The 13,838-nt window shown below is 63.4% G+C and carries 12 protein-coding genes; all 12 read left to right on the top strand.

All coding sequences use genetic code 11. The annotated features are described in order from the left end of the window. Nucleotides 1-190 precede the first annotated feature (190 nt). The 12 genes from MTP38_RS10570 to MTP38_RS10515 all read left to right on the top strand — a co-directional run bounded on the left by MTP38_RS10570 (nt 191) and on the right by MTP38_RS10515 (nt 13,776). Entirely contained in the window at nt 191-787 is a 597-nt protein-coding gene (locus MTP38_RS10570) for a twin-arginine translocation signal domain-containing protein (RefSeq protein ID WP_249233522.1), read from the top strand. A 189-nt stretch (nt 788-976) separates the two neighbouring features. Next, entirely contained in the window at nt 977-3,733 is a 2,757-nt protein-coding gene (locus tag MTP38_RS10565; RefSeq protein ID WP_249233521.1) for an insulinase family protein, read from the top strand. Nucleotides 3,734-3,992: 259 nt separating this feature from the next. Further along, nucleotides 3,993-4,244 (top strand): chemotaxis protein, encoded by a 252-nt coding sequence (locus MTP38_RS10560; RefSeq protein ID WP_249233520.1) that lies wholly within the window; start codon nt 3,993-3,995, stop codon nt 4,242-4,244. Continuing rightward, nucleotides 4,241-5,689 carry a phage terminase large subunit gene (locus MTP38_RS10555; protein ID WP_442900524.1) on the top strand — a complete coding sequence of 483 codons (1,449 nt, stop codon included), beginning with the start codon at nt 4,241-4,243 and terminating at the stop codon, nt 5,687-5,689. The genes MTP38_RS10560 and MTP38_RS10555 overlap by 4 nt, the downstream gene beginning before the upstream one ends. A gap of 113 nt (nt 5,690-5,802) precedes the next feature. Further along, nucleotides 5,803-7,569: a portal protein gene (locus MTP38_RS10550; protein WP_249233519.1), complete on the top strand. Its 1,767-nt coding sequence runs from the start codon at nt 5,803-5,805 to the stop codon at nt 7,567-7,569. Further along, nucleotides 7,566-8,507, top strand: coding sequence for a ribosomal-processing cysteine protease Prp (locus MTP38_RS10545; RefSeq protein ID WP_249233518.1), 942 nt, complete (start codon nt 7,566-7,568; stop codon nt 8,505-8,507). The genes MTP38_RS10550 and MTP38_RS10545 overlap by 4 nt, the downstream gene beginning before the upstream one ends. 58 nt (nt 8,508-8,565) lie before the next feature. After that, entirely contained in the window at nt 8,566-9,585 is a 1,020-nt protein-coding gene (locus MTP38_RS10540; RefSeq protein WP_227620434.1) for a N4-gp56 family major capsid protein, read from the top strand. A 111-nt stretch (nt 9,586-9,696) separates the two neighbouring features. Beyond that, on the top strand, nt 9,697-9,912 hold the full coding sequence (locus MTP38_RS10535) for a hypothetical protein (protein WP_227620432.1): 216 nt from the start codon (nt 9,697-9,699) through the stop codon (nt 9,910-9,912). Between the two features lie 80 nt (nt 9,913-9,992). Continuing rightward, nucleotides 9,993-10,376: a hypothetical protein gene (locus MTP38_RS10530; protein ID WP_227620430.1), complete on the top strand. Its 384-nt coding sequence runs from the start codon at nt 9,993-9,995 to the stop codon at nt 10,374-10,376. A gap of 14 nt (nt 10,377-10,390) precedes the next feature. Continuing rightward, a complete protein-coding gene (locus MTP38_RS10525; protein WP_249233517.1) occupies nt 10,391-12,274 on the top strand; it encodes a hypothetical protein in 1,884 nt (627 codons plus the stop codon). A 1-nt stretch (nt 12,275) separates the two neighbouring features. Further along, a complete protein-coding gene (locus MTP38_RS10520; RefSeq protein ID WP_227620426.1) occupies nt 12,276-12,464 on the top strand; it encodes a hypothetical protein in 189 nt (62 codons plus the stop codon). A gap of 13 nt (nt 12,465-12,477) precedes the next feature. Further along, a complete protein-coding gene (locus MTP38_RS10515; RefSeq protein ID WP_249233516.1) occupies nt 12,478-13,776 on the top strand; it encodes a cell envelope biogenesis protein TolA in 1,299 nt (432 codons plus the stop codon). Nucleotides 13,777-13,838 lie beyond the last annotated feature (62 nt).

Below are 13,838 nucleotides of genomic sequence, written 5' to 3'. Positions count from 1 at the left end.
TATTTTGTGGAAAACGCAGAAAAGCCGGGCGATTTTTTATGCAGAAAGCCGCCACAAAAATACTGAAACCTCTTGACAAATATAATCGGGGGGGGGGGTATAATGAATCAGAACAGAGGTTTGCCTTACGCCCGGAAGGAAGAAAATGCGAGCGGGGAAAGACCTCTAAAACAATGTGGAGGTTTTAATTATGAGACTGGATATGATTTCCCGCCGCCGTTTCCTCAAGAGCGCTGGTGTTGCGGCTCTGGCTGTTGCCGCAGCAGGTGTGCTGGCAGGCTGTGATGGCGGCGACAGCAGCAGTAAGGTCCCCGGTACGGAAGTTCCGGATGTGCCGGGCACGACGAGCAAGTCGGTAAAGATTATCTTTGCTGATGTTGACAATGGCGGCGCAGGCGTTGGAAATGGCGGCGATGATTATGAGCATCCCGTTCTGAAGGATGCTACCGTCGTTGACCCCAAGAGCATTCCTGCGGACAAGATCCCGCAGGGCTATGAGCTGGCCGACACTACTCCGGTCGAGATCATTGACAATGGTAACACGCTTTTGGCTATCGTTAAGGTGAAGAAGACGGTCGATACTTCGATCAATGTCAGAGTTACTTTGCAGCTCATCAACGGTACTGCTGCTGACAACCAGCGCAAGCTGGTTGTTAAGATGCCCGGTGATGCAGCATATATCTCTACGGACGACATCACTCTGCCTGAGGATTTGATTTGGGCACCCGGTATGGAAGGCGAAAAGCGTCCGATTGGCAGAGCTATCTTCCTGGTTCAGAAGGTTTGATTTCCAAATTTGCATCTCATAGAGCAACGAAAATTCCTTCAATAATTCCCGATACATGCAGAGAGGCTTCCCCTTCGAGGGGAGGCCTTTTTGCGTCCGGGAAGTTATGATTCACAAACCGTTCATTGTGTTTTGGCGGGCAGGATGATACAATAGAGAAAAATCCAGAAAACGCAAAGGAGCAAGACCATGAAACAATATCCCGGCTATACCCTCGTCAAGCGCGAGGAGTGCCCCGAACAGCACGGGACGCTGACTGTGCTGACCCACGACGTCAGCGGGGCGGCTGTCCTGCTGGTGGAGAACGACGACGACAACAAGGCCTTCGGCATCGGATTCGGCACCTTTCCCTCCGACGATACCGGCGTGTTCCACATCCTCGAGCACTCGGTGCTGGCGGGCAGCGAGAAATACCCGGTGAAGTCGCCGTTTTTGCAGCTGCTCAAGAGCAGCATGGCCTCCTTCCTGAATGCCATGACCTTCCCGGACAAGACGGTCTACCCCTTCGCAACGCCCAACGAGACGGACTTCAAGAACCTGATGGACGTCTACCTCAACGCGGTGTTCTGCCCGCTGGCGATGGTGGACCGGGGCGTGTTCGAGCAGGAGGGCTGGCACCGGGACGAGGACGGCACGGTGAGCGGCGTCGTCTACAACGAGATGCAGGGCGCACTGGCGACGCCGGATGCCCAGCTGCAGAACGCCCTGAGCCGGGCGATGTTCCCGGACACGGCCTACGGCTTCGTCTCCGGAGGCGACCCGGCCTCCATCCCGGCGCTGACCTATGAGAAGTATGTCCGGGTCTACCGCCGTCATTACAGTGCGGACAACTGCTGCATTACCCTCTACGGTAAGATGGACATGGCCGAGAAGCTGGCCTTCCTCGATGAGCAGTATCTGAGCCATATGCCCAAGAGTGTCAGCCGCCTCCGGCTGACGGTGCAGGACGAGCAGGCCGGTGTGCGGCTGCACATCCCCTACTACACCGAAAAGCCCGAGCCGGACGAGGCACAGTGCGCGCTGGCGTGGTACACCGGCGCGTTCGCGGACCGGGAGCGCCAGCTGGGTGTGGAGATCCTGCTGGACGCCCTGCTGGGCAACAACCAGTCGCCCCTGAAAGCCGCCCTGCTGGAAGAGAAGCTGGGGGCGGACATTGATGTGGGCTTCGACGACAGCACCTTGCAGCCGACGCTGGAGCTGGTACTGCGGGGGGCCACCGAGGCGTCGGCAGGGAAATTCGCTGCCGCTGTCCGGAATGCTGTGGACGGCATCCTCGAAAAGGGCATCCCCGAAGAGCTGCTGATGGCAAGCCTCAACTCCACCGAGTTCGCTTCCCTTGAGCGCCCGGGCAGCATCCCGGACGGTGTGCTGGACGCCATCCATGCATCCACCGGCTGGCTCCACACCGGCGACCCGGCCCTGCTGCTGCATACCAACGGGCTGTTCGCCTCGCTGCGGGAGAAGCTGGAAAAGGGGTGGTTCAACGAGCTGCTGCGGGAGCTGTTCGCGCCCGCGCCGGTGGAGGTCATCCAAGTGCCCGCCCTGCCCAAGAAGGAGGAAGAGGGCCGGGCCGCCCGCACCGACGGCAAGCTGGTGCTGGACCATCCGTTGACCGCTGCCGACCTCGGCGAGGGCAAGAAGCTGACCCCGGGCCGGGGCGGGATGCTGGCCGGGGCCGAGCTGCTGCATCACCCTTCGGCGGGCAGCACCTACCTGAACTTCTACTACGACATCGGCAATGCAGCGCCGGAGGAGATGCCCTATCTGAACCTGCTGACCGATGTGGTGGACGAGCTGGACACCGGGAAGCACACGGCACAGGAGCTGAACACCCTGCGGAACACATGGCTGGGCCGCAGCGGCGCATGGGTGGACGGCTGGACCGGCCGCCAGCCGGGCCGACCGGTCCATGCAAAGCTGGTGGCCGGGATGAGTCTGCTGGAACGCAGCCTCGAAAAGGCTGTGGAGCTGGGCGGCGAGTGGCTGTATGAAACGAAGCTCACCGGCCCGCAGGCAGAAGCCGCGATGGAGCGGGTGGTCAGCCAGCAGAAGCTGATGATGGAGCAGAGATTCCTGCGGGAGGGCCATGCCTTTGCGTCGATGCGTGCGGCGGCCCACTTCTCGGTGGAGGCCGCCATGAACGAGCGGTGCAGTGGCGTGAGCTACTACCACTTCCTCTGCGGGCTGCAGGAAGAAGCCGACTGGGCCGGACTGGGCCGGAAGCTGGAAGCGCTGCGGGAGAAGGTGCTGGGCGGGAACGCCCTGACGGTCAGCCTCCACGGCAGCGATGCAGCACTGGACACCCTGAAAAAGCTGCTGCCCGGCAGTGCTTTTGCGGCCGGAGAGCGCCGCGCAGCGGTGCCCTACCGGGAAGCGCTGGCCCCGGCGGTGAACGAGGCCTTCGTCATCGACGGCGGCGTGAACTATGATGTTCTGGCATGGCCGATGGAGCGGCGCTTGGAGCGGAAGGTTCTGGCCCGGGTGATGAGCTACGAGTATCTGTGGCACAGCATCCGGGAGGTGGGCGGCGCTTACGGCACCGGCATGGTGACCCAGAACGACGATGTGGAGTACCTCTACACCTACCGTGACCCCCATCTGGCGGAGAGCTACGAGGCCTTTGCCGCCGGGCCGGCAGAGCTGGCGGGGCGCGATTACACCGAAAACGATATGAACGAATTCATTGTGGGCGCTGCGGCCAAGCTGGACACCCCGCGCAAGCCCCGGGACGAGGCTGCGGCCACCGACTGCAAGTATTTCTGCGGCATCACCGACGAGATGAACGCCGCCGAGCGGAAGAGCCTGTGCAGTGTGGATGCTGCCGCCCTCAAGGCTGAGGCGGCGGACCTGTCTGCCCGGATGGAGAAGGGCGTTCGGGTGGCGTTCGGCAGCAAGGAGGCCGTGGAAGCCGCGAAAGCGCTGTTCGACCGGGTGGAAACGCTGTAAAAGAAAACGGAGCGCCTCCCGGAGACTTTGCGCAGAAAATCGTGCAAAAAGCCCCTGTCTGTGGAAAAGAACACAGGCAGGGGATTTTTCTTACCTGAAAATATTACTATAGGGATAAAACGCAGCGAAAGATACAAAGACGAATCAAAAAGTATGTACTCCTGCGGAGGGAAAAAGCGTGGTATCCTTTTGCCAACGAAAGAACGAAAGGATGTGAGAACACAGGATGGGGCAGGAAAAACAGGAGGCGTCCAATGGGATGAAAAATCTTCAGAAGGCCGCAGACACCCTGAGCACCATGCTGGTGCAGGAGATCAAGGGCCTGAACGCCCGCCAGCGTGCGGCCCGGAAGGAAAAAAGCACCGACACCGGCCTCATGAAGGATCTCAAGGAGGCCACCGCCGTGCTGAAAGACCTGACAGGCGTGACGAAGACCCTGAACGACCAAGAAATGGAGGAAGAAGGGCGGGAATGCGGCGTGGTGCTGCTGCCGCCGGTGGAGGAGGCATGATGGAAGAAAACAAGGAGCGGAACATCGTCTGGAAGCCCCAGCCGAGGCAGCTGGAATTTATGCGGCGGCCTGAGCCGGAGGCGCTTTACGGCGGCGCGGCAGGCGGCGGAAAGAGCGACGCCCTCGTCATCGAGGCACTGCGGCAGGTGCACATCCCCCACTACCGGGCGCTCATCCTCCGCAAGACCTACCCGCAGCTGTCCGACCTCGTGGACAAGAGCCAGCGCTACTATCTCCGGGCTTTCCCGGAGGCGCAGTACAACGCCACGAGTCATGTGTGGGTCTTCCCCAGCGGGGCGAAGATCTACTTCGGCTCGATGCAGTACACGAAAGACCGGACGAACTATCAGGGCAAGGCCTTCGACTTCATCGGCTTCGATGAGCTGACCCACTTCGAGTGGGAGGAGTACAGCTATATGATGAGCCGCAACCGTCCCACCGGCCCCGGCACACGGGTGTACCTGCGGGCCACCACCAACCCCGGCGGGGTGGGCCACGGCTGGGTCAAGGCAAGGTTCATCACTCCTGCCCCGCCCGGAACCCCCATTGAGGAGGAGTGCACGGTGCAGATGCCGGACGGTACGGAAAAGATGCTCCGGCGGGCGAGGGTGTTCATCCCGTCCAGCGTCTTTGACAACCCCGCCCTGCTGAAGAACGACCCGGGCTATCTGGCCAGCCTCGCAGTCATGCCGGAGGCGGAAAAGCAGGCGCTGCTCTATGGCAGCTGGGACAGCTTTTCCGGGCAGGTGTTCACCGAGTGGCGGAACGACCCGAAGCATTACGAGGACCAGCGCTGGACCCATGTCATCGCGCCCTTTGCCATCCCGAAGCACTGGAAAATCTACCGGGGGTATGACTTCGGCTATTCGAAGCCGTTCTCGGTGGGGTGGTACGCGGCGGACGAGGAGGGGCGGCTCTACCGCATCAAGGAGCTTTACGGCTGCACGGGCCGACCCGACGAGGGAACGCACCTCGACCCGGTGGAACAGGCCCGGCGCATCCGGGAGGCCGAGCAGAACGACCCGATGCTCCGGGGGCGGGTGATCACAGGCATCGCCGACCCGGCCATCTTTGACCAGAGCCGGGGCGAGAGCGTCGCGGATATGCAGGAGAAAAGCCCGAATTTCCTGCATTGGAGGCCCGGCGACCACACCCGTCTGGCGGGCAAGATGCAGTTCCACTACCGGCTGCATTTCGACGAGGAGGGCAGGCCGATGCTGCAGGTGTTCCATACCTGCAAACACTTCATCCGCACCATCCCGAACCTTGTGTACGACGAGAGCAATGTGGAGGACATCGACACCCGGCAGGAGGATCATATCTACGACGAGTGCCGCTATGTGCTGATGGAGAACCCCATCTCGCCGCCCCGGCAGATCGCCGAGCCGACGGTGCGGGATGACCCGCTGGAGCTGCATGGGAGGGCGAGATTTCTGAGGGTGTGAAAGGGAGAGGCGTTGGCAGGCCGGGCAGGTCTGAGCTGGACGAGCAAAGCCCGCCAGCGGTAGAAACGGAAGTGCCCTGCGACAGAGGGCAGAAAGGAGTTACATTGGACGAGATGAGAGAAAAGCCGCCCATCGGGCCGGAGGAGGTGGGCGAGGCGGCACAGATCTTGCAGCGGTACAAGGCAGGCAAGGCGGCGCTGGACAAGCGCTTGGTGGATAACGAGCTGTGGTTCCGGATGGGGCACTGGAAGAACTACCAGAACCCCATGATGGAGGGCAAGCCCCAGCCGTCCAGCGGGTGGCTGTTCAACTCCATCGCCAACAAGCACGCCGACGCGATGGACAACTACCCCAGCCCCAACGTCCTGCCCCGGGCCGAGGACGATGAGGCTGCGGCACAGGCGCTTTCCAGCGTTTTGCCCGTAGTGCTGGAACAGGCTGACTACGAGCAGGTGTACAGCGACACATGGTGGCGCAAGCTCAAGCAGGGCACCGGCGTCAAGGGGGTGTTCTGGGACCCGGAGCAGCGGGGCGGCGTGGGCGAGATCAGCATCCGGCCCATGAACCTGCTGATGCTCTACTGGGAGCCGGGCGTGGACGACATTCAGGCGTCGCCCCATTTCTTTTCGCTGAGTCTGGCGGACTCGAACCAGCTGGAAGAGCGCTGGCCTCAACTGGCAGGGCACACCGCCAGCGTCCTCGATGTGCCCCGCTACATCCACGACGGCGGCCTCGACACCAGCAGCAAGAGCGTCGTGGTGGACTGGTACTACAAAAAGCTCTCGCCGGAGGGCCGGAGCGTGCTGCACTACTGCAAGTTCTGCAACGGCGTGGTGCTCTACGCCAGCGAGAACGACACGGCACTGGCCGAACGGGGATTCTACGACCACGGCAGGTATCCTTTTGTGTTCGACCCGCTGTTCATGGAGGAGGACAGCCCGGCTGGTTTCGGGTACATCGACGTGATGAAGGAATGCCAGACCGCCATCGACCGGATGAACCACGCCATGGACGAGAACGTCCTGCTCTCGGCCCGGCAGCGGTATGTCCTGAGCGACACAGCAGGGGTCAACGAGGAGGAGCTGACCGACCTGTCCCGAGACATCATCCATGTGGCGGGGCGGCTGAACGACGACAGCTTCCGGCCGATGCAGACGGCGGGACTGCAGGGCAACAGCCTGAGCTACCGCAACAGCCGCATCGAGGAGCTGAAGGAGATCAGCGGCAACCGCGACATGACGCAGGGCGGCACTGCCGGAGGCGTCACGGCGGCTTCGGCCATCGCTGCTTTGCAGGAGGCGGGCAGCAAGCTCAGCCGGGATATGCTCAAGAGCGCGTACCGGGCATTTGCCAAGGAGTGCTACCTCATCATCGAGCTGATGCGGCAGTTCTACGACGAGGAGCGCATCTTCCGCATCACGGGAAAGGGCGGCGAGAGCGAGTTTGTCCGGTTTTCGGGCGAGGTGCTCCGCGCCCGGCCGGCGAAGGTCGTGGGCGGTGTGGAGCTGGGCAGCCGTGAGCCGGTGTTCGACATCGTGGTGAGCGCGGAGAAGAAGTCTACCTTCAGCCGTCTTTCCCAGAATGAGACGGCCAAGGAGTGCTATCAGCTGGGCTTTTTTGCCCCGGCCAACGCCGATGCGGCGCTGGCGGCACTGGAAATGATGGACTTCGAGGGCATTGAGAAGGTGCGCCAGCGGGTGCGGCAGAACGGCACCCTTGCCCGGCAGCTGGCACAGATGCAGGCTCAGATGGCCCGGCTGACGGGCCTGCTGGAAGCGCAGGAACAGCCTGCCCCGCCCAAGCTGAGCGGCCCGGCGGAGGAACTGAGCACGGCGGCGATGGCGAGGGCGATGAAGACGCAGAAAGGAGAAATGAGATGATAAAAGTGAACTATACCGAGCTGGACGGCCCGGCAGGCCCCACCTGCCGGTTGGAGGCCTCGGGCCACGCGGGCTATGCCCCCGCTGGGCAGGACATCGTGTGTGCAGGAGCAAGCACCCTGATGCAGACCCTCTGCGCCCTGCTGGCGGGCGAGGAGGGGACAAAGAGCGGCGCATGGGACGAGCCGGACGGCCCGCGTCTGGCGGTGACGGCGGCTGCGCCCCAGAAGCCGTGGGTGGAGGGGGCCTTCGAGTTCGCCAAGGCAGGCTTTGCCCTGCTGGCAGAGCGCTACCCGGACCATGTCCGCTTTGCCGACCTGAGCGGCCGGGGCGAACAGGCGATGGTGGACTTGCAGATGTTTGCAGATGGCGGTGAAGGCACTTCCGCCCCCGCCCTCAGCCACGCACAGGCCCAGCAGGCCATTGCCTCCGGCACCATGAGGGCCGACGAGGGCAGCGGGGAGACTCCGGAGGTGCCGGCGCAGACTGCACCGGAAAAGCCGGAAGAGCCGCCTGCACCGCAGGAACGTCCTGCGCCGCTCCCGCCTGTCCCGGGCCTGCAGGCGGGAGAAAACACCGTCCGTGCCCTCCACGCCCGCTGGGCCGCAGAGGAAGCGATGATCCGCCGGGACGTCCCGGGCTTCTCGCTCCGGCAGGAGCTTGCGAACCCCGAAATGCGCCGTCTGATGGAACTGCCCGGGATGCGGATGGGGGATGCCTACCGTCTGGCCCATTACAGTGATGCGCTGCAGCAGACTGCCCGGACTGTGGAGCAGGGCGTCGTGGAGCGCATCCGCCAGCGCTCGGCCCGCCCGGCGGAGAACGGCACCAGCCCCAGCGGCGCAGCCGTCACCCGCGCCGATGTGGCCAACATGACCCGCGCCCAGCGCGAGGCGCTGGAACGCCGTGCGATGCACGGGGTAAAGATCAGTTTCTGAAGAAAACCTCTCCGATGCAGGAGGGGTCAAAAAGCAAGGAAAAGAAAGGACAAATGACATGAAAAACGACAATATGAAGATGGATCTCCAGCTCTTTGCCGACGCTTCTGCAAGCCTGCAGAACACCACCGGCACCATGACCAAGGAAATGAAGACCTTCTACGAAAAGCGCCTCATCGATCAGGCCGAGCCGCGTCTGGTGCACGATCAGTTCGCGGACTACTACCCCGTGCCCCAGAACGGTGGCAAGACCATCGAGTTCCGCAAGTACGACAGCCTGCCCAAGGCCGACACCCCGTTGACCGAGGGCGTGACCCCCAACGGTCAGGCCCTGAATGTCACCACCATCACCAGCGACCTCCACCAGTATGGCGGCTGGACCCCGCTGACCGATGTTTTGCAGATGACCGCCATCGACAACAATGTGGTGCAGGCGACCCGTGTGCTGGCCAGTCAGGCCGGCCGCACCATGGACAGCATCACCCGCGATGTGCTGGCCGGCGGCACCAATGTCATCTATGCGCCGAAGCTGGGGGAGGATGGCACCGAGACGGCTGTCACCAGCCGCAAAGCGCTGGATAAGAGCTGCACCCTGACCCCGAAGCTGTTCTTTCAGGCGGCGGCGCAGCTGGGCGCGATGAATGCTGACCCCATCGGCGACAGCTACATCGCCATCATCCACCCCTATGCGGCCTACGACCTCAAGACCTGCAAGGAGTTCATCGAGGCCCACAAGTACGCCGACCCCGAGACCATGTACCGCGGCGAGATCGGCAAGCTGGGCAACATCCGCTTTATCGAGACCAGCGAGGCGAAGATCTGGAAGGACGGCACCTGCCCGACGGGTCTGGCCGTGTTCGGCACTCTGGTGCTGGGTGCCCACGCCTACGGCGTCACCGAGCTGGAAGGCGGCGGTCTGGAGCACATCGTCAAGCAGCTGGGCTACGGCGACGACCCGCTGAACCAGCGCGCTTCCGTGGGCTGGAAGGGGATGCGTGCGGCGGAACGTCTGGTGGAACAGTATATGGTGCGTATTGAGAGCGTGTCCAGTTACTCGGGTACTGCGGCGGCGAATTAAGCCCTCTCAGTCACCTGCGGTGACAGCTCTGCGCTGGACGAGAAAGGTCCGGTAAAAAACAGAAAGGGCGGGCCTCGCTTACAAGAGCAGGCCCGTGGGAAGGAGAAAGCCATGGAAGAAAAGAAGAATGTCCGCATCCGGCTGTTCAAGGACAACAGCCGCTACAAGGGCGACCTGTTCGTCAGCGTCAACGGCGTGAACTACAAGATCCGCCGGGGCGTGGAGGTGGAGGTGCCGCCTGAGGTGGCTGAGGTGCTGGAGCACAGCCAGCAGCAGGATGAGTACACCGCCGCCCGCATCGCTGCAGCAGAGACTGCGGCCCAGTAAGAGAAACGCGGCCCGGCAGAAACGGCAGAGAAAGGCCGCCGCTGCCGGGCTTTTTTGGAAAAAGCGAAAGGAGGCTTTTTATGACGGTAGGAGAAGCGATGGAGCGGGCTGAGGAGCTGCGCCCGGGCAGCCGTGTCGCGGCCCGGACCCGGCAGCGGTGGCTGTGCGAGGTGGACGGGATGCTGCGGGAGCGGTTCTTCCGCCCCAGCGGTGCCGACAGCCGGGAGGGCGTGGGGGCGGATCTCGCATGGGACGACGGCCTGCGGGACGACGATGTGCTGCTGGTGCCGCCGCCCTTCGACAGCTTGTACCCCCACTACCTGTGCGCCATGACCGACGCCGCGCTGGGAGAGAACGACCGCTACGCCGGGGAGCAGGCTCAATACAACAGCATTCTGGCCGAGCTGGCCGGGTGGCTGCGGCGGAACTACCGGCCCGTACGGGGCAGTAGGTGGCGCTGGTGAAGGAGGGCTGACAGATGATCCTTGCGAACCGGAACGGCCTGAAGAACACCCGGAATATGCTGCGGGTGTTCGGCGGGCTGAACGAGACGTACAGCTGCACCGAGGCGGAGTACAGCGCGGGCATCAACTTTTCGGCCCGGAACTTCCCGGCCCTGAGCACCCGTCTGCCCCGCCGGAAGCTGCGGGAGACGGCAGAGCTGAACGGGATGTATCACCTGAACGGCCTGCTGATGGTCTGCGGCACCAGACTCGTCTACACCCCGGACGACCCCGACGAGCTGGAAGTGACCCTAGAGAACGCGGTGGAGGACGGAAAAAAGACGCTGGTGGGCATCGGGACAAAAATTCTGATCTTCCCGGACAAGCTGGCCTTCGACACCGTCAGCCGGGAGGTGAGCGCACTGGGGGCGGTGTGGTCGGGGGCGAACGCCAGCGTGGAGTTTGCACCCTGCGACGCCGAAGGCAGGGTCTACGAGGTGAGCGGAAGCGGCCCTTCGGAGCCGGAAGATCCGAAGGATGGGCAGCTCTTCCTCCGGGTGGAGGACCCGGAGAAGCCATGGAGCAGCGAGAGCACGCTGGAGGTGTACAGCGAGGCGTCGGGCAACTGGTCGGCGGTGGTGCTGGACTGCTGCCGCATTTCGGCCAAGGGCGTCGGCGCAAATTTCCGGGCCGAGGACACCGTGGCCCTCAGCGGCTCGGGTGCAGAGCAGGCCGGGCAGTGGAGCGGGCTGGACGGCGACCGCATCGTCTGCGACGCCAGAGAGGACGCCCTGCGGGTCAGGGCCGACCCCGGCGGCGAGTGGTTCTATGGCCGTCTGACCCGCACCGGCGCAGCGGTGCGGTGGGTGAGTCTAGACGGCAGCGTCAGACGGGAGTTCGTCTCGGCGGAGACGGTGAGGCTGGAGCGCCGGGTGCCGGACATGGACTATCTGACCGAGTGCGACAACCGGATATGGGGCTGTTCCAGCAAGGAGAACGTCATCTACGCCTGCAAGCTGGGCGACCCGTCCAACTGGTTCTCCTACCGGGGCATCGCCGCCGACAGCTATGCTGTGACCGTGGGCAGCGACGGGGCGTTCACTGGCGCGGCCACCTGCATGGGATATGCACTTTTCTTCAAGGAGAATACTCTCCACAAGCTCTATGGCTCCAAGCCCTCGGATTTCCAGCTGAGCAGTCTGCGCTGCCGGGGCGTGGCAAAGGGCGCGGCCCGGAGCCTCTGCGTCATCAACGAGACGCTCTACTATCTCTCGCCCGACGGCGTGATGGCATGGGATGGAAGCATCCCCACCAAGGTCTCGACGGCCCTCGACCCGGCCCGGCTGCGGAACGTGAAGTCAGCTCTGGGCGGTGCGCTGGACGGGCGGTATTACCTGCATCTCGTGCGGGGCAGCGGCGAAGCCCAGACCGTCCGGCTGCTGGTCTACGACACCGAGCGGGGCTTGTGGCAGGAGGAGGACGTCTGCTCCTACGAGATGACCGGCAGCGGCGGACAGCTCTACCTCTGGGATGGCAAGGCGGTCTGGGCGGCGGATGCGGAGCGGGAGGAGAACTGGCAGCGGGCCGACGGCCTCGAAGAGGAGGTGCGGTTCGAGCTGGTCAGCGGGGACATCGGGCTGGACCGCCCGGAAGAACAGTATCTTTCCCGGCTGACCCTCCGGCTCGAGGCCGAGGCGAAGAGCCGCTTCGAGCTGGCGGTGAGCTATGACGGCGGGGCGTGGGAGACACTGGCCCAGAGGACGGCCGACGGGCGGCGCTGCTTCGACATCCCCTTCGTGCCCCGGCGGTGCGGGAGCCTGCGGCTGCGGCTGAAGGGCCGGGGGCAGATCACCCTGCGCAGCCTGACCCGGACGAGCGCCGCCGCGAGAGGCGGCATTCTGGCACAGGAGGTGAACTGATATGGCAAGTGTCACAGGGCTTTCGAAGATCGGCCTGCCCCATCTGAGCGAGAACATGGACGCGGAGGATGCCCGTGCCATCCGCAACTACTTATACCAGATGCAGGAGCAGCTGCAATATGTGCTCTGCAATCTGGACGTGGAAAATATGTCGGAATCGCTGCGCACCCGGCTGAACAGCATCCAGTGAGAAAGGAGAAGCTATGAGTACCGAGAAGAAGAAAGAACAGCAGCTTTTGGAGGAGCTGAGCGCCCAGCCTGCGGCCCGGTCTTCCTACAGCACGGCAGGCCTGAGCAGCCGCAGGGAGGTGGAGAATGCGCTGGCAAAGGCGGAGTACAGCCCCAGCCAGAGTGTGACCGACGCGGCGGCCGACCTGAAGAACTGGCAGCAGAACCGTCCGGGCCAGTACGAGAGCGCCTATCAGGGCCGGATCGAAGACCTCATCGGTCAGCTGCTGGGGCGGGACAGCTTCCAGTACAGCTACGCACAGGACCCGCTCTACCGCCAGTATGCCCGGCAGTACACCCAGAACGCCCGCAATGCCAGCGCAGATGCCGCCGCACAGGCAGCGGCCCTGACCGGCGGCTACGGTTCGAGCTATGCGGTCAGCGCGGCGCAGCAGGCGTATCAGCAGCAGATGGGTGCCCTGAACGACGCTTTGCCCTCCCTCTACCGGCTGGCGCTGGATACCTACAACAGCGAGGGCGACGATGTCGTGACCCGCATCGACCAGCTCAATGCGCAGGAACAGAACGCACAGGCGCGGTATAATGCGGAGCTGTCGGACTACTATAGTCAGCTCGACCGGAAGGGCAGCGCCTACAACGCCGCCTATGAGCAGGACTATGGCCGCTATCAGGACTATCTGGGTCGGCTGGACACCCTCTACGGCTATTACTCCGCGCAGGAACAGCAGGCGCGTGCCAAACGTCAGCAGGCATTCAGCAATGTGCTGAGTGTTCTGGGCGTCATCGGCGACGCGGTGCAGCTGGCCATCACCGGCACCACCGGCATCGGCTCGCTGGTGGGCAGTCTGGCGAATACCGGCTACAATATGTACGCCAAGGACCGCGCCTATGAGGCCGAGCGTGCTGATGCTGCGTGGAGCCAGCAGATGCAGGAGAACCAGCGGCAGGACAGTCTGGCCCAGCAGAAGTACAAGAACGAGCTGGCCGAGCGGCAGTATCAGGACACCCTGCGTCAGCAGGAGTTCAACAACAATGTCACCAACGAGAAGCTGAACATCGCCAAGGGCGAGTGGGCGCTCAAGCAGTCCAAGGCGGCCCAGAGCGCCCAGCAGGCCGCGGCAAACGCCGGGGCAAAGAGTGCGGGCGTCTCGGGTGGGGAGCCGGTGCTGACTTTGGGCGGTACGGTCGTGCCCTACAGCGCCGCACGCCTCTACCGTCAGGGCAGGAGCGATACGGCCATCCGGAGCGAGCTGCTGAAGGAGGGCTACTCCAACGAAGAGATCCAGAATATCCTGAAGCAGCTGGGAAGCTGAGAAAACGGAAAAAGGCCGCAGCACGGAACACGGAAGGGTGTTCTGGGCTGCGGCCTTGGTCT

Source organism: Faecalibacterium sp. I3-3-89, from assembly GCF_023347275.1.
GTDB lineage: Bacteria > Bacillota > Clostridia > Oscillospirales > Ruminococcaceae > Faecalibacterium > Faecalibacterium butyricigenerans.
The sequence above is the reverse complement of the archived record's forward strand: the minus strand, read 5'-3'. Positions and strand labels throughout refer to the sequence as shown.